Annotated in this window: 13 protein-coding genes; 8 read left to right on the top strand and 5 right to left on the bottom strand. The window is 63.4% G+C overall.

The genetic code is table 11. The features are described from left to right. A complete protein-coding gene (locus HNQ60_RS08725; protein WP_184330734.1) occupies positions 1-891 on the bottom strand; it encodes a LysR substrate-binding domain-containing protein in 891 nt (296 codons plus the stop codon). Positions 892-1,097: 206 nt separating this feature from the next. Here HNQ60_RS08725 and HNQ60_RS08720 point away from each other — a divergent pair, with 206 nt between their 5' ends. Together HNQ60_RS08720 and HNQ60_RS08715 are read left to right on the top strand one after the other, a co-directional pair. Then, positions 1,098-1,535 carry an NUDIX domain-containing protein gene (locus tag HNQ60_RS08720; RefSeq protein WP_184330732.1) on the top strand — a complete coding sequence of 146 codons (438 nt, stop codon included), beginning with the start codon at positions 1,098-1,100 and terminating at the stop codon, positions 1,533-1,535. A gap of 4 nt (positions 1,536-1,539) precedes the next feature. After that, complete coding sequence (locus HNQ60_RS08715) at positions 1,540-2,805, top strand: NAD(P)/FAD-dependent oxidoreductase (RefSeq protein WP_184330730.1); 1,266 nt, start codon at positions 1,540-1,542, stop codon at positions 2,803-2,805. On the opposite strand, the gene HNQ60_RS08710 is transcribed toward HNQ60_RS08715, so the two are convergent. The 3 genes from HNQ60_RS08710 to HNQ60_RS08700 form a co-directional block, all read right to left on the bottom strand. Next, positions 2,795-3,277, bottom strand: a complete 483-nt coding sequence (locus HNQ60_RS08710; protein ID WP_184330729.1) for a YajQ family cyclic di-GMP-binding protein — start codon at positions 3,275-3,277, stop codon at positions 2,795-2,797. The genes HNQ60_RS08715 and HNQ60_RS08710 overlap by 11 nt on opposite strands. 82 nt (positions 3,278-3,359) lie before the next feature. Next, positions 3,360-4,382, bottom strand: coding sequence for a Gfo/Idh/MocA family oxidoreductase (locus tag HNQ60_RS08705; protein ID WP_184330726.1), 1,023 nt, complete (start codon positions 4,380-4,382; stop codon positions 3,360-3,362). Between the two features lie 21 nt (positions 4,383-4,403). Next, positions 4,404-5,657: a peroxiredoxin family protein gene (locus HNQ60_RS08700; RefSeq protein WP_184330724.1), complete on the bottom strand. Its 1,254-nt coding sequence runs from the start codon at positions 5,655-5,657 to the stop codon at positions 4,404-4,406. Between the two features lie 215 nt (positions 5,658-5,872). Here HNQ60_RS08700 and HNQ60_RS08695 point away from each other — a divergent pair, with 215 nt between their 5' ends. Next, a complete protein-coding gene (locus tag HNQ60_RS08695; RefSeq protein ID WP_184330722.1) occupies positions 5,873-6,256 on the top strand; it encodes a DUF4398 domain-containing protein in 384 nt (127 codons plus the stop codon). A gap of 33 nt (positions 6,257-6,289) precedes the next feature. Beyond that, positions 6,290-7,111: an OmpA family protein gene (locus HNQ60_RS08690; protein WP_184330720.1), complete on the top strand. Its 822-nt coding sequence runs from the start codon at positions 6,290-6,292 to the stop codon at positions 7,109-7,111. Positions 7,112-7,228: 117 nt separating this feature from the next. Here HNQ60_RS08690 and HNQ60_RS08685 read toward each other — a convergent pair whose 3' ends face one another. After that, positions 7,229-9,592, bottom strand: a complete 2,364-nt coding sequence (locus HNQ60_RS08685) for an ATP-binding protein (protein WP_221304103.1) — start codon at positions 9,590-9,592, stop codon at positions 7,229-7,231. Positions 9,593-9,772: 180 nt separating this feature from the next. Between HNQ60_RS08685 and HNQ60_RS08680 the strand changes: the two genes are divergently transcribed. From HNQ60_RS08680 to cysW, 4 genes are all read left to right on the top strand, one after another. Next, positions 9,773-11,554 (top strand): ABC transporter ATP-binding protein, encoded by a 1,782-nt coding sequence (locus HNQ60_RS08680; protein WP_184330718.1) that lies wholly within the window; start codon positions 9,773-9,775, stop codon positions 11,552-11,554. After that, a complete protein-coding gene (locus tag HNQ60_RS08675) occupies positions 11,551-12,627 on the top strand; it encodes a sulfate ABC transporter substrate-binding protein (RefSeq protein WP_184330716.1) in 1,077 nt (358 codons plus the stop codon). The genes HNQ60_RS08680 and HNQ60_RS08675 overlap by 4 nt, the downstream gene beginning before the upstream one ends. Before the next feature lie 130 nt (positions 12,628-12,757). Next, positions 12,758-13,597: a sulfate ABC transporter permease subunit CysT gene (gene cysT, locus HNQ60_RS08670; RefSeq protein ID WP_184330714.1), complete on the top strand. Its 840-nt coding sequence runs from the start codon at positions 12,758-12,760 to the stop codon at positions 13,595-13,597. Between the two features lie 154 nt (positions 13,598-13,751). Beyond that, the gene (gene cysW, locus HNQ60_RS08665; protein ID WP_184330712.1) at positions 13,752-14,615 is read left to right on the top strand and encodes a sulfate ABC transporter permease subunit CysW; all 864 of its coding nucleotides are present in this window, start codon (positions 13,752-13,754) and stop codon (positions 14,613-14,615) included. The last annotated feature ends 82 nt before the right edge of the window (positions 14,616-14,697 follow it).

The following is a 14,697-nucleotide window of genomic DNA, read 5'->3' as shown; positions in this document are numbered from 1 at the left end:
TCACTCCTGCATCGTCGTGCGGATGATTTCGCAGACCGCATCGATTGCCGCCGAGCGGGCACTGCTCTTGCGCCAGACCGCGCCGACAGTTCGCGTCGGCACGGGTCGAGCGAAGGATTTGACGGTGAGCCCATGTCCGGAGCCGAACGGACCGCGAGTCGCGAGCTCTGGCAACAACGTGATGCCGAGACCGGCGGCGACCATCTGACGCAACGTTTCGAGGCTCGTCGCCCGATAGTCCTCGCTCTCCTTCACATCGATCTTGCTGCACACGTCGAGCGCCTGATCGCGCAGGCAGTGGCCGTCTTCGAGCAGCAGCAGATTCTCGCCCGTGAGATCGTCGAGCTTGACGTTGTTGCGCTTGGCGAGAGCATGCTGGTTCGGAACGGCGACCGTGAAAGGCTCTTCGTACAATGGCCGCGTTTCGAGCCCGTCATGAGGCACGGGCAGCGCGAGAATGCCGAGCTCGATCTCGCCGTCACGCAAACGATCGAGCAGCGGGTTGGTCTGGTACTCATAGAGCATGAGCTTGAGTCGCGGCAGCTGTTTGCGAAGCTTCCGCGTGATCAGCGGCAGCAGGTACGGGCCGATGGTCGGAATGAGCGCGATCTTGAGCTTGCCGGCGAGCGGGTCGTGTTCGTGCCGTGCGAGCGAAACGATCTCTTCGCTTTCCTGCAGGATGCGGCGCGCGACCGGCAGGATCTTCATCCCCGTCTCGGTCAGCGTCACCTTGCGGGGCTGCCGCTCGATCAGTTGTACACCGAGATAGTTCTCCAGCTTCTTGATCTGGGCCGACAGCGTCGGCTGGCTCACGAACGAGCGCTCGGCGGCCTTGCCGAAGTGGCGTGTGTCGGCCAGCGCCACGAAGTACTTCAGATCGCGGAGATTCATCGGGAAATCGGCGGCAAGTTCCTGGGTATGAGGCAAGGGCATCATGCCATGGATGAGCGATAGCCGCACCCTATGGAAATCCGCAGGACGATTGACGCAGTCGCCGCCGGGCGGCGCGGCCTGTATGCATCCGTGATTGCCGCAGCAGCTGGTCGATCGCGCAGTTGTGCATTCGAGCGGCGAAGACCTTCCGCTATACTGCGTCCATGCCCCGTACCACGAGATTGTCTGCCGGCGTGGTGGTCGCGCGAGAGACCTCCGACGGCTGGCGCTTCCTGTTGTTGCGTGCCTTCAATCACTGGGACTTTCCGAAAGGAATGGTGGAATCCGGTGAGGAGCCGCTTGCTGCCGCGATCCGCGAAGTCCGCGAGGAATCGCTCATCGAAGACCTCGAATTCGTCTGGGGCCAGGATCACACCGAGACCGGTCCTTACAGCCGCGGCAAGGTCGCCCGTTATTACGTCGCTCGCACCCGTACCACCGATGTCACGTTGCCCGTGATCGAAGAGCTGGGTCGACCGGAGCACAACGAGTACCGCTGGGTCGATTTCGATGGCGCCATGAAGCTGGTGTCGCCGCGCGTCGAGCCGGTGCTCGAATGGGCGCGAGCGCGGATGAACGGCGTTCAAAGCAAAGCGGGGTGATCCCTTGAAGAAGATCGTCATCGTCGGCGCAGGTTTCGCCGGGTTGAACGCTGCGCGTTGCATGCGCAAGTTCAAGGATGTCGACATCACGGTCATCGATCGTGAGAACCATCATCTCTTTCAACCGCTGCTCTACCAGGTTGCGATGGCTGCGCTCAGCCCGGCGGAGATCGCGGCGCCGATCCGCAGTCTGCTTTCCCGCGGCAATGCGCGGGTGATCAAGGCGAGCGCGGAACGAATCGATCTCGCGTCGAAGCGTGTTGTCACCGACAGCGGCGAGTTTCCCTATGACTATCTGCTGCTCGCATGCGGTGCCCAGCATGCGTACTTCGGTCACGAGGAATGGGAGGCGCACGCGCCAGGCCTGAAGAATCTCCCGCAGGCGACCGAAATCCGTCGCCGCGTTCTCGAGGCCTTCGAAGCGGCGGAACGCGAAAGCAACCCCGATACCCGTCGCCGTCATCTGACGTTCGTTGTCGTTGGCGGCGGGCCCACCGGCGTCGAACTCGCAGGCGCGATCGGGGAGATGAGCCGCTACACGCTCGCGCGGGATTTTCGAGCCATCGATCCGCGGCAGACCCGAGTCATGCTCGTCGAAGCCGGTCCGAGGATTCTGCCTTCCTTCGATGCGAAACTCGCCGCACGCGCCATGCGTGATCTCGAATCGCTAGGTGTGCAGGTGTGGACTGCTGCGCGCGTGACGAACGTCAGCAGCGAAGGCGTGGTGATTGGCAACGAACAGATCAATGCATCGACCGTGCTTTGGGCCGCCGGCGTGCGAGCGGCCGACATCGGCCGAACGCTCGGCGTACCGCTCGATTCGGTCGGCCGTGTCGTCGTCAATCCCGACCTCACCGTGCCGGACCACCCCGAAGTGTTCATCACCGGCGATCTCGCACACAGCGCGGGCGAAGACGGCAAGCCGCTGCCCGGCGTCGCGCTCGTAGCGATGCAGCAGGGCGTCTACGCCGCTGACATGATTCACAACGATCTTCGTGGCCGCGCGCGCACTCCATTTCGCTATCGCAACCTCGGCCAGCTGGCAACGATCGGCCGCAGCCGTGCCATCTGCGAAATCTTCGGCTTCAAGCTCTCAGGCTGGATGGCCTGGTGGGTCTGGCTGCTCGTTCACATCTACCGCCTCAGCGGTTTCCGCAATCGCGTGATCGTGCTGGTCCAGTGGGCGTGGTCGTATATGACCTTCACGCGGGGCGCGAGGTTGATCGTGGGAAAGGAGTGGCGGGCGTACTCGAAGGACGTCAATCCCTGAAGTTCGTGAACTGAAACGGCAACTCCAGCTTCGCTCCCCGGATCAGCGCGATCGTCTCCTGCAGCTCATCACGGCTCTTGCCCGTGACGCGGACCTGCTTGTCCTGGATCGCGGCCTGTACTTTCAGTTTCGAGTCCTTGATCAGGCGCTGGATCTTCTTGCCGAGCTCCGTGTCGATGCCCTCTCGGAGGGTGACGACCTGCTTGGCGGTCTGGCCGCTCATGACGGGATCGTCGATCTTCATGCACATCACATCGATGCCGCGCTTGCTGAGCTTGAGGCGCAGGATGTCGAGCATCTGCTTCAGCTGGAAGTCGGCCTGCGCCGTCATCGTGATGACGAATTCCTTCAGTTCGAATTTTGCGTTGGTCCCCTTGAAGTCGAACCGCGTGGAAACTTCACGGCTGGCCTGGTCGAGCGCGTTGGACACTTCGTGCGCGTTCAGCTCGGAGACGATGTCGAAGGAGGGCATGATTTGTTCGCAGGTGATCCGGTAATCGAACAAGAATAAACCGCCCGCCGGGATCGGTGAAGTCATCGACTCCGGCGGAGCTTCAAAGATCGACGCGTCGTCCCTCGCTGCTGCTGCGCTGCGCCGCCTCGATCACCCTCAGAATCAGCGCCGCCTCGCTCGCCGTCACCGGCTCGGGGTCATTGTTCTCGATTGCGCTGCGCATCCGTTCATAGAACCGTACCCACGTGCCGCGCGCGGATTCGATCGTCCGTGCCCCGGCGTCCCTCGTGAGCGTTCCCCAGCGGTTCTCCGGCTCGACGCCAAAGGAAGCGGCCGCTGGCGGTGTGCCTGCGCGAAGCTGTTCTTCCTGAGGATCGAGGCCGCGCTTGAAGAAGGAGCCGCTCGTGCCATGCAGGCAGTAACGCCAATCGCCATCGGCGGCGAGTGAGCTCACGCCGAGAGAAATGCGGAGCGCGCCTTTCCCCATCAGGATCTCGAAACCGTCGTCGACGGCGGCGCCCTTGCGTTGCATGAAGACGTCGGCTGTGAGCCAGTCCGGCTTGCCGAACAGACAAAGCGCCTGGTCGATGAGATGAGAGCCGAGGTCGTACAGGATCCCGCCGCCGGGTTCGGGGCGTTCGCGCCAGCGGTCCGCGACGGTGGGACGGAAACGGTCCCATCGCGCACGATAGAAGACGACCTCGCCGAGCTGCTGGCGGGCGAGCAGGGACTGGATCGTCAGGAAGTCGCTGTCCCAGCGCCGGTTCTGAAATGCGGCGAGCTTGACGTTGTGGCCACGGGCAAGCTCCGCGAGCGACTCTGCTTCAGATGAAGTGATGCTGAGCGGCTTGTCGACGATGACATGCTTGCCGGCCAGGATGGCATCGCGTGCCTGCGGGAAGTGGAACTGATTCGGCGAGGCGATCACGACGACGTCGATGTCATCGCTCGCGATCAGAGTGTCCGCCGAGTCCACGACGGCCGCGCGCGGATGATTGTCGCGGACATCCTTTGCACGGCTCGTGACGACAGCACTCAGCTCGAAGCCTGCCGCTTCGATGAGCGGTGCATGGAAATAGCGTCCGGCCAGCCCGAATCCGATGAGTCCTGCGCGCAGTGCCATGACAGTGACCTCGGCGGATGACTACGACGCGGTCGCCGGTTCCTTCAGCAGCTGTTCGACCAGCGCCTTGAAGTCGGCGATCTGTTCGTCGTAGTGCTTGCCCGTCGCCGGTCCGGAGAATCCGGTGTGGATCTTGCGGATGTGCCCGGTGCGATCGACAAAGATCGCCGTGGGATAGCCGTAAACACCGCTGAGCGTCGGCAGCTTGCGTTCGGGATCTTCGTCATCGGCAACACCGGCGATGAGCGTCGTGTACGGAATGCCGAGGTCGCGACGGAATCCACGCACAGCAGTGGCCGCCTTCTCGAACTCACCGTGACGCTCGAACATGAGCGCGATCACCTCGAAGCCCTGCGCCTCGATCTCGCGGTAGTAGGGAACGAGGAACGCAGCTTCGTCGTGGCAGTTCGGGCACCAGGTGCCGCCGAGAGTCACGACGACGACCTTGCCGCGGAAGCGTTCGTCATTCAACGCGACGTCGTTGCCGTCGACATCCTTGAACGTGAAGTTGAAGCGGTCGTCGGACTTCAGCGTCGTCTCGATGTGCTCGAGCTCGGCGTTGTCGTTGCGGCTCGCAGCGACCTGTTCGTGGCTCTTCAGGCCCTGCCAGTAATCGCCCTGCAGTGCGCCGTCGACGACCTGCAGCTTGTAGAGGTAAGCGAGGCCGCCGGCGAACGTCGAGAGCTGCAGCTCGTTGCCGTGAATCTGGCCGTCGAGGAAGCGATGATCGCCTGTCGGCGTCATCACCGTGCCGCTCACGCGATCGTGCGATTGCTCGAGTAGCGCGACGGCCTTCGTGGCTTTGCCTTCGCTGTCCGTGAGCGTAACTTCCCATCTGCCTGCGACGTCGGGGTTGTCCGTCAGCGATTCCGGATAGAACCGCCACGTTTCGTTGAGCTTCGCCCTGAAGGGGATCACCTGCTCGACGCCGCCCGCTTTGATCAGCGTGACGTTGCCGTCCAGCGCGTCTCGCGACACCTTTGCTCGCAGCGTGTTCTCGTAGCCGGGAAACACGGCTGAGAGTTCGCCATCGTGCACCGTCACGTTTGCGACGCGCGTACGCTCGGTGCCGTTGCTCAGATAGAGAACCGTCTTCTCGTCCTCGCGCGCAATGTCGAGACCGAACGGTGCATCGCCGCCTGGCAATTCGAGGACAGCGCGATAGCGGCCGGCGACCGGCTCGGACACGCGCGAGCTGCATCCGCCGATCGTTGCTACGGTGAGGAGGGCGAGCGCAAAGATCGAAGTCACTCGCGATGTCTGATGTCGACTCATGCTCTGCAATCCCGTCGAAACCCGTCTGGATGTCCGCACTCTACCGACGATCCTGCAGACCCGGAAGTCGTGTGGCGGAATCAGCATATTCGTGCGCGTAAACAACCGGAACCCGCCCTGCGCCGTGTGCGTTCAATCCTTCAGAAATCGGTGAATAACCCTCAACTCTTACAACCGGGCGTGCTGGGCGAAGCGCCTACCAGTGGAGACGCATCATGAACACAGCGTTCGGATCTTTTATCGCCGGCACGGTGGCGCTCGTTTGCCTGAGCGCCTGCGCCGGTGTATCGGACTTGACCAAACAGCAGGTCGCGCGCAGCGAGACAGCCGTGAAACAGGCGGAAACCTCTATCGGCAAGTCCGAGGCCGGCGCCATTGAGCTGCAGCAGGCGAAGGACAACTACGCACAGGCGCAGAAGGCGCTGGAGGCCAAGAACGAAACCACCGCGCAGCGCTATGCGAACCAGGCGGAGCTGAATGCTCAGCTGGCAGTCGCGAAGGCGCAGAACGCGAGTGCGCGCAAGGCTGCGGATGAGCTGCTGGCTTCCATCCAAACCTTGCGACAGGAAACAGATCGCGCCGGCACGACGCCGCGCTGATGCCCACCGATTTCAATTGAAGAGGTTGTGACCATGAAACTGCTATCCAACGTAATACCGCGGGCAGCATTGGCTGTAGCGGTGGCTGCGGTACTCGGTGCCTGCAGCTCGACACCCGACCAGCCGATTGCCGAGCTGGAGACCGCTCGCGCGGTCGTGCCACAAATCGAAAGCTCTCCGCGTGCCGGTGTCGCGGCCGAGAATGTTTCGAACGCGCGCAAGGCTCTTGATTCCGCCAACCGCATGATGGAGCAGGGCGGGAAGGAACCGGACATCCGCTACGAGGCGACCGTCGCGGCGCTCAACGCACAGATCGCAAACGAGAAGATTCTCGAAGCGCAGGCAAAGGAAGAGCTAGCCAAGGGCGAGCAGGAACGCCAGCAGGTGTTGGTGCAGGCACGTGCACGGGAAGCGGACGCCCAGCGTATGCGTGCACAGAGCCTCGAGCAGGAGCTCAAGGATCTGAAGGCGCAGAAGACCGACCGCGGCCTCGTACTGACACTGGGCGACGTGCTCTTCGATACCGGCAAGTCAACGCTGAAGCCAGGTGCGTACGGCACGATCGATCGTCTCGCGAGTGCCCTGAAGGAAGAGCCGACGCGCAAGGTCGTGATCGAAGGTCACACGGACAGCGTCGGTGCGGATGAGTTCAACCAGCAGCTCTCACAGAACCGCGCCCTGTCTGTTCAGGCGGCGCTGATGGAGCGGGGAGTCTCCGGTGGACAGATCTCGTCGACGGGCAAGGGCGAAAGCTTCCCGGTCGCGAGCAACGACAACGCCGCTGGCCGTCAGCAGAATCGCCGCGTCGAGCTGATCTTCACGGAAGAGCCGGGACAGCGGGTGGCGACGGATTGAGGAGGAAGGTCACGAGGTTCGAGCTGCGAGACGCGAGCAGGAGTGCTTCCGCCTGCCTGCGAAGAAAGGGTGACGAGCGTTTCGTCGCCCTTTCTTCCGTTCACCTCACCCAAACGTTCACCTCACCCAAACCAGCGCCAGCTTCTTCACGTCGATATCCGCTTTGCGCGGCTTGACCTGAACCCGATCGACGACCGCAGCTGCGGGATCGAACTCGCCTTGCAGCCGGCTCGATTCCTGTTCGAACTCGTTGCTCAGATCCGTGTAGCGCTGCTTGATCACGTCCAGGCTTTCGTTCGCGCGGGTGACGTCGTCGCTTTCGCGACCGATGCGGCCGGCGCTGCGAGCGGCGGTGCCGACGCGACCCACATTTCCGACACTGATTTTCTTGCGGCCAAGAAGCGCGCCGAGAATGGACGTGCCGACGGAGATCGCGGTCGACATCTTCTGTTCCGATAGCTGCGCGCTTTCCCGCCGGACGCGGTCTTCGGCGCGACGAATCTGATCCTCGAGCGTCGTGAGGCGGGGCGCATACTTCTTCCGCAGCGCTTCGACAGCCGCATCACGCTTCTCGCGCAGGCCCAGGGCAATACGGGATCGGAAGTCGGCTTCGGTCATGCCGGCGGCGGAAGTTGCGCCAATCGAAGGGCAGCGGAAGACGTCGAGGCCCGCGGATTCGTAAACGTAGCCTTCGAGCTGCTTCTCCCAGGCCTTGTAGTTCTGGGCGCGAAGCAAGGCAGCGGGCGCTTCTGCGTACTCACCCTCCGTCGCGGTCTTCTTCAGCTGATCGCTGAGGTCGGCAGCGGACTCGGCCTGGGTCCAGTTGGGATCGTCGTCCGTCTCCATTGGGAGCAGATACGAGCGTGTTTCCCAGACATCGATGCCCGCCGGCGCATTTACGAAGTGCATGCGCGCGATTCCCAGCAGATGCGGTGTCCATGCGCCGCCCGAGGAACGTTGCAGGTAGTACTCGTCGATGCCCGCCGGAACGACAGGTTTGCTGCTGCCCGCGGCTGAACTTGCCGCTTCCGGAGTCATGGCCCTCGGCGCGCCTGCGGCTGCGCGCTGTTCGACAGGCCGCGACGGCGTCAATTTCGCGATCTCCGGCAGCGTGAGCGGGCCGCGCAGATACGACAGCGCCCATCGCGTGCGGAACAGCGCCGGCGCATCGTCGTGCGCATTGCGCATCAGGAAGACCCGGCCCGTGAGATTTGCAAGCAGGCTGTCGAGCTCGGCCTTGTCGAGGCCTTCGCCGGCGCTCAGCAGGCCTTCGATGACGCGTGCCTTGTCGCGTTCGGTTTGCAGCCGGCCGATGAACCACGTCCCCGCGTTCGACAGGCCCTTGTAGTCGAGATCGACCGGATTCTGAGTCGCGAGCACGACGCCAAGGCCGAAAGCGCGTGCCTGCTTCATGAGCGTCAGCAGCGGCTGCTTCGACGGCGGCATCGCCGTCGGCGGGAAGTAGCCAAAGATCTCATCCATGTAGAGCAGTGCACGCAGGCTCGAAGTTCCCGACTGCCGGCGCATCCATGCGACGACTTCGCCAAGCAGCAGCGTGACGACGAACATGCGCTCCGCATCGCTGAGATGGGCAATCGAGATGATGGCAATACGTGGCTTGCCGGCGTCGGTATAGAGCAGCCGCTGCACATCGAGTGCCTCGCCCTGCATCCATGCTGCAAAGCCCGGCGCCGCGATCAGGTTGTTGAGCGACATCGCGAGCTGCAGGCGTTCTTTCGCGGGATAGAACGTTTCGAGATCGAAGACGCCGATCTTGTCGAGCCCGGGCTTCTGGATGCTCTGGATCAATGCAGCGAGATCGAGATCGCGACCGGCACTCCAGGCCTGATCGAGCAGCGTGGAAAGCAGGATGTGTTCGCGGCTTTGCAGCGGATCGGCATCGACACCGATCAGGCTCAGCAGCCCGGCAACCGTCGACGCGATTCGCTCGCGCAGGGCGCTCGGGTCCTGTCGCAACTCGGCGGGCGGCGCGGAGAAGGAACGCAATACGGACAGCGGCCGGCCCGTCGTGCTGCCCGGCGTATAGATCGCTACATCCGCGGCATCGCGGAAGCGCTGGATCCGCTCGCCGTCCTGGCCCCAGTCGCCCAATCCCTTGCGCCATGTTTCAGCGGTCGCCGCGGCGTAGGCTTGGGTCGTCTGACCCTTGCGGGCGGCTTCACCGGGATCGACCCAGGGCTCGAAATCCTCCGGCCGCAGTTGCGGGAACGTCAGCAGCAGGTTGCCGATGTCGCCCTTGGGGTCGATCGCGATGGCCGGGATGCCGTCGATCGCCGCTTCCTCGAGCAGCGACAGGCACAGACCCGTCTTGCCGCTCCCGGTCATGCCCACGCAGACCGCGTGGGTCGTCAGGTCGCGCGAGTCATATAAGAGGAGGTCCGGCTTGTCCGCCCCGGTCGCCGGGTCGACTTCACGGCCTAGATAGAAGGCGCCGAGTTTTTCGTAGGGAGGCAGTGACATCGTTGAGCGTTCGTCCGGTTGGGCGTTTGCAAGGGCATTCGGACTGTCGACCGTCGATGGCCTACGGTCAACCGCCCGTCCAGCGTCCGCAGTGTTATCGGCGGATCACTCTTCTATAACCGTTTTGTCACCGGGCAGAGACTGACCTTACTACCCGCGGGTCGCTAAAGTGCCGCCCCTATGTCCATTACCCTCGATCAAGTCACCAAACGGTATCAGGGGTCGCCCGTAGTCAATGACGTCTCGGTGGACGTCGGCGAAGGCGAGTTCTTCGTACTGCTCGGTCCCAGCGGCAGCGGCAAGAGCACGCTGCTGCGCGCCATCGCCGGGTTGACGGGGGTCGATCACGGCCGGATCGCGCTGCACGGTCGCGATGTGACGCATATTTCCGCCCGCCAGCGCGGCGTCGGCCTGGTGTTCCAGAACTACGCGCTGTTCCGGCACATGACCGTCGGCGACAACATCGAGTTTGCCTTGCGGGTGCGCCGCATGAAAGCCGCTGACCGGCTGGCCCGTCGCAAGGAACTGCTCCGGCTCGTCGCTCTGGAAGGAATGGATGACCGGTTGCCGACGCAGTTGTCCGGCGGCCAGCAGCAGCGAGTGGCGGTTGCACGCGCGCTGGCTCACAAGCCCCAGGTACTGCTGCTGGACGAGCCGTTCGGTGCGCTCGATGCCAAGATCCGCGAAGAGCTGCGCCGCACGATCCGCCAGGTGCAGCGTGAGCTGAACATCACCACGGTGCTGGTGACGCATGACCAGGAAGAAGCTTTCGCGCTCGCGGATCGCATCGGTGTCATGAATCTCGGCCGGCTGCTCGAATGCGGCAAGCCCGACGAGCTTTACGCACGACCGGCAACGCGATTCGTCGCGACGTTCCTCGGTGCCGCGAATCTGCTGCTGGCACGTCAGACGGCGCAGGGCATTCGCTTCGGTGCCACGCCCGTAAACATTCGTGCGCTCGAAAAGATCGATGGCACGCGCGAGCACGAAGTCGTTGCAGTGCTTCGTCCGGAAGAGATCGAGCTTGCGCCGACGCGCGACAATCTGCGCGTCAACTACATGGGACTCGGTGTGGTCGAAGAGATGGTGTTCACCGGCGCGCTCGAGCGACTGCGTGTGCGATTGACCAATGGCGCCGCGGAAGCACAGATCACACCGCCCGGTGACGCTGCAGCGAGTACTGCGATGCTCGAGGTGACGCGGACGCAGCACGAGCAGCGCACATTCCCGGTGACGCTCGGACAATCGGTCGCGCTTGGCGTGCGCAGGATTCACGTATTGCCGACGCCATTGTCGAGCTACACGGTGTGTGCCACGCAGAAGGCCGCTGCGGAACGCCTGGCCTCGCATCCTTTCCTGACGGAACTCGCGAGTCGCATGAAGACACGCATCGCGACGCGCACGGAGCCCGCGCTTGCCGAGGGCACCGATGCCGAAACGCCGATCTCCGGTGTCGCCGTCGTCACGCCTGGCGTGGATACGGCCAAGCAGATCGAATGGCTGCTGCGCAATGGCGCGGCTGAAGTTCTCGTGCTGCCGGAGCAGTTGCTGCCGCCGCAGCGGGTTCTCATTCACTGGGCGAACGACGCGGCGCGTCGACCGACGCTTGCGGTTGCAGCCAGCCTGCTGCGGCACGTTTCAGCCGAAGCGGTTTACGTGGGCATCCTGCCGGAGGGCGCATCGGACACTCAGCGGCCCGTCGGCATGCGCACATTGCTCGATGCACGCTCCGAAGCGCAGGCGATGCATGGTCTCGAAATGCGCACGGAGTTGCGATTCGGTTCCGCCGCCGAAGAACTGCGCCGGCAACTGAACGACGCACCGGACCAGATGCTGATCCTGGGCATTTCCGATCTCGCCGACCTGCATCAGAACTTCGCGGCGCTGTTTTCCACCCCCCCGCCCTTCGCACTCATGGTCGTCTATCGGCCGGCGGGCTCCAGCGGAGCGAACGAGCGATGAACCTCTCACCATCCTTGCGCACGGCGTTCGTCACGCTGCTGTCGATCCTCACTCTCGCCGGCTGTGGTTCCTCCGACGACAAGAGTGTCACGCTGCTCAATGTCAGCTACGACCCGACGCGTGAGCTCTACAGGGATTTCAACGAGGATTTCGCGCGCCAATGGCAGCAGCAGACAGGGCAGCGCGTGACGATCAAACAGTCGCACAGCGGCTCGGGCAGTCAGGCTCGCGCGGTGATCGACGGACTCGACGCGGATGTCGTGACACTAGCGCTCGCTTACGACATCAATTCCATCCAGGAGAAGGGCAAGCGGCTCGGCGCCAACTGGCAGACCCGCTTTCCCAACAACAGCGCGCCCTACACATCGACGATCGTGTTCCTGGTGCGCAAAGGCAATCCGAAGCAGATTCGCGACTGGCCGGATCTCGTTCGCGAGGGCGTCAGCGTAGTGACGCCGAACCCGAAGACGTCCGGCGGAGCACGCTGGAACTATCTCGCGGCGTGGGGCTACGAGCTGCATCGTCAGCTCGGCGACTGGTCGAAGCTCGACGATCCCGCGAACGCCGCGCAGGTGGAAGAGGCGCAGGCTTCGGCGGAGAGATTCGTCGGAGAAATCTATCGTCACACGCCTGTGCTCGACAGTGGCGCGCGTGGCGCGACGAATACGTTCGTGCAGCGCGAGATCGGTGACGTCCTGATTGCGTGGGAGAACGAGGCACTGCTCGCACTCAAGGAGCTTGGACCCGACAAAGTCGAGATCGTGATTCCGTCGATCACGATTCTCGCGGAGCCCCCCGTCGCAGTAGTCGACACCGTGGTCGATCGTCGCGGCACCCGGCAGATCGCCGAAGCGTACCTGCAGCATCTCTATTCGGATGCAGGCCAGGAACTCGCGGCGAAGCACTATTTCCGTCCGCGCAAGCCAGAGATCCTCGCCAAGTACGGCGAGCTGTTCCCGACGCTGCCGACGTTCACGATCGACGAAGTCTTCGGTGGCTGGAGTGCGGCGCATGCGAAGCACTTCGCGGATGGCGGAGTGTTTGATCGCATTTATCAGGCGGGGGCGCAGTGATGCGCGCTAGCCACTCGTCATTCCCGCGCACGCGGGAATCCATCTCGGCGAAAGGCATGGATTCCCGCTTGCGCGGCAATGACGGACTTCGGGCTCGCCGCTCATCGCTCACCGCTCACAGCTAGTCCGTATGTCCTCTTTCCGCCAACCCTCCATCCTTCCCGGCTTCGGCCTCACGCTGGGCTTCTCTGTCTTCTTCCTCTGCGCGCTGGTGCTCATACCGCTGGCGGCGCTCGTGATGAAGACGGCGACGATGGGCTGGGATGATTTCCTGAACGTGCTGTTCGATCCGCGCGTGCTCGCGTCGTTTCGTCTGAGCTTCGGCGCGTCGCTGCTGGCGGCGACGCTCAACGGCATCTTCGGGTTCGTCATCGCCTGGACGCTGGTGCGTTACGACTTTCCGGGTCGCAAGCTGATCGATGCGCTGATCGACATGCCTTTTGCGCTGCCGACCGCCGTGTCGGGTATCGCGCTGACCGCAGTCTTCGCGGAGAACGGCTGGATCGGCGAGCACCTCGCGCCGTTCGGCATCAAGGTGGCCTACACGTGGATCGGTGTCGTCGTCGCGCTCACGCTGATCGGCCTGCCGTTCGTCGTGAGATCGATTCAGCCGGCGCTGGTCGAGGTGCAGCGCGATCTCGAGGACGCGGCGGAAACCCTCGGCGCGGGACGCTTCACGATCTTCCGGCGCATCATCCTGCCGACGGTTACCCCCGCGCTGCTCACCGGATTCACGATGGCGTTCGCGCGCGGCGTGGGTGAGTACGGTTCGGTCATCTTCATCGCCGGCAACCTGCCGATGAAGACCGAGATCGCACCGCTGCTGATCGTCATCAAGCTCGAACAGTTCGACTACGTCGGCGCTGCGGCGATCGGTTTCCTGATGCTCGTCATCTCGTTCGTCATGCTGCTGTCCATCAACCTGCTGCAGACCTGGGGGCGTCGCCGACACGTGGCGGCGGGGCGGTGAAGATGGAAGTGGATAGCGGATGGCGGATGGCGGATAGCCAGAGACGGAATCGGCCTCCCGTTGTGGGTCCGGCTTCAGCCGGACGTCATCGCCGCAGGCGATCCTCGCAGCGAGTCCGACTGAAGTCGGACCCACAACCGAGAGGAGTCGCCTGATGGCCGGTGGACCTTCAAGAGCGCTGCTCGATGAGATCGCGAGCCGGCCGGGGCGCGACACTTTCGTCAGCTCCGTCATCAAGGGCGCGTTCATCACGCTCTCGCTGCTGTTCCTTGCGGCCCTGTTGTTCGCACCGCTCATCACGGTGTTCGCGACGGCGCTGAGCAAGGGCTTCGAGATGTACTTCAACAGCTTCGCCGATCCCGACACGATTGCGGCGATCCGGCTGACGCTGATCACGGCGGCGATCGTCGTTCCGACCAACACAGTGTTCGGCGTCGCGGCTGCGTGGGCCATCGCGAAGTTCGAGTTCAAGGGCAAGAGCATCCTGATCACGCTGATCGACCTGCCGATCGCGGTGTCGCCCGTGATCTCCGGCCTGATCTACGTGCTGCTGTTCGGCATGCAGGGCTGGTTCGGCCTGTGGCTGCAGGAGCACGACATCAGCATCGTCTTCGCGCTGCCCGGCATCATCCTCGCGACGATGTTCGTGACGTTCCCGTACGTCGCCCGCGAACTGATCCCGTTGATGCAGCAGATGGGCAACGACGAAGAGGAGGCCGCCATCACCCTCGGCGCCGGCGGCATCATGACCTTCTTCCACGTGACCCTGCCCAAGATCCGCTGGGGCCTGCTGTACGGCGTGATCCTGTGCAATGCTCGTGCAATGGGCGAATTCGGCGCCGTCTCCGTGGTCTCCGGCCACATCCGCGGCCTGACGACGACCATGCCGCTGCATGTGGAAATCCTCTACCAGGAATACAATTTCGTCGGTGCCTTCGCGGTCGCCTCACTGCTCACGCTGCTGGCGGTCCTGACATTGATCATCAAGTCGCTGATCGAGTGGAGACAAAAGACGTGACGGACGAAGCGGTTGGCGGTTCGCGGTCAGCGGTTGGTTCAGATCCGGACCAGAGCCGGAGATACCCAACGGCTATGCGTGC

Origin of the sequence: Povalibacter uvarum, from assembly GCF_014202975.1 — a bacterium.
Taxonomy (GTDB): domain Bacteria; phylum Pseudomonadota; class Gammaproteobacteria; order Steroidobacterales; family Steroidobacteraceae; genus Steroidobacter; species Steroidobacter uvarum.
Note: the sequence above shows the minus strand (reverse complement) of the source record. Positions and strands in the feature narration are given on the sequence as shown.

What these genes read in the sequence shown, in the direction of transcription:
- HNQ60_RS08725 (WP_184330734.1), bottom strand. Translation starts at nt 891, where the DNA reads ATGAATCTCCGCGATCTGAAGTACTTCGTGGCGCTGGCCGACACACGC.
- HNQ60_RS08720 (WP_184330732.1), top strand. Translation starts at nt 1,098, where the DNA reads ATGCCCCGTACCACGAGATTGTCTGCCGGCGTGGTGGTCGCGCGAGAG.
- HNQ60_RS08710 (WP_184330729.1), bottom strand. Translation starts at nt 3,277, where the DNA reads ATGCCCTCCTTCGACATCGTCTCCGAGCTGAACGCGCACGAAGTGTCC.
- HNQ60_RS08705 (WP_184330726.1), bottom strand. Translation starts at nt 4,382, where the DNA reads ATGGCACTGCGCGCAGGACTCATCGGATTCGGGCTGGCCGGACGCTAT.
- HNQ60_RS08700 (WP_184330724.1), bottom strand. Translation starts at nt 5,657, where the DNA reads ATGAGTCGACATCAGACATCGCGAGTGACTTCGATCTTTGCGCTCGCC.
- HNQ60_RS08695 (WP_184330722.1), top strand. Translation starts at nt 5,873, where the DNA reads ATGAACACAGCGTTCGGATCTTTTATCGCCGGCACGGTGGCGCTCGTT.
- HNQ60_RS08690 (WP_184330720.1), top strand. Translation starts at nt 6,290, where the DNA reads ATGAAACTGCTATCCAACGTAATACCGCGGGCAGCATTGGCTGTAGCG.
- HNQ60_RS08685 (WP_221304103.1), bottom strand. Translation starts at nt 9,592, where the DNA reads ATGTCACTGCCTCCCTACGAAAAACTCGGCGCCTTCTATCTAGGCCGT.
- HNQ60_RS08680 (WP_184330718.1), top strand. Translation starts at nt 9,773, where the DNA reads ATGTCCATTACCCTCGATCAAGTCACCAAACGGTATCAGGGGTCGCCC.
- HNQ60_RS08675 (WP_184330716.1), top strand. Translation starts at nt 11,551, where the DNA reads ATGAACCTCTCACCATCCTTGCGCACGGCGTTCGTCACGCTGCTGTCG.
- cysT (WP_184330714.1), top strand. Translation starts at nt 12,758, where the DNA reads ATGTCCTCTTTCCGCCAACCCTCCATCCTTCCCGGCTTCGGCCTCACG.
- cysW (WP_184330712.1), top strand. Translation starts at nt 13,752, where the DNA reads ATGGCCGGTGGACCTTCAAGAGCGCTGCTCGATGAGATCGCGAGCCGG.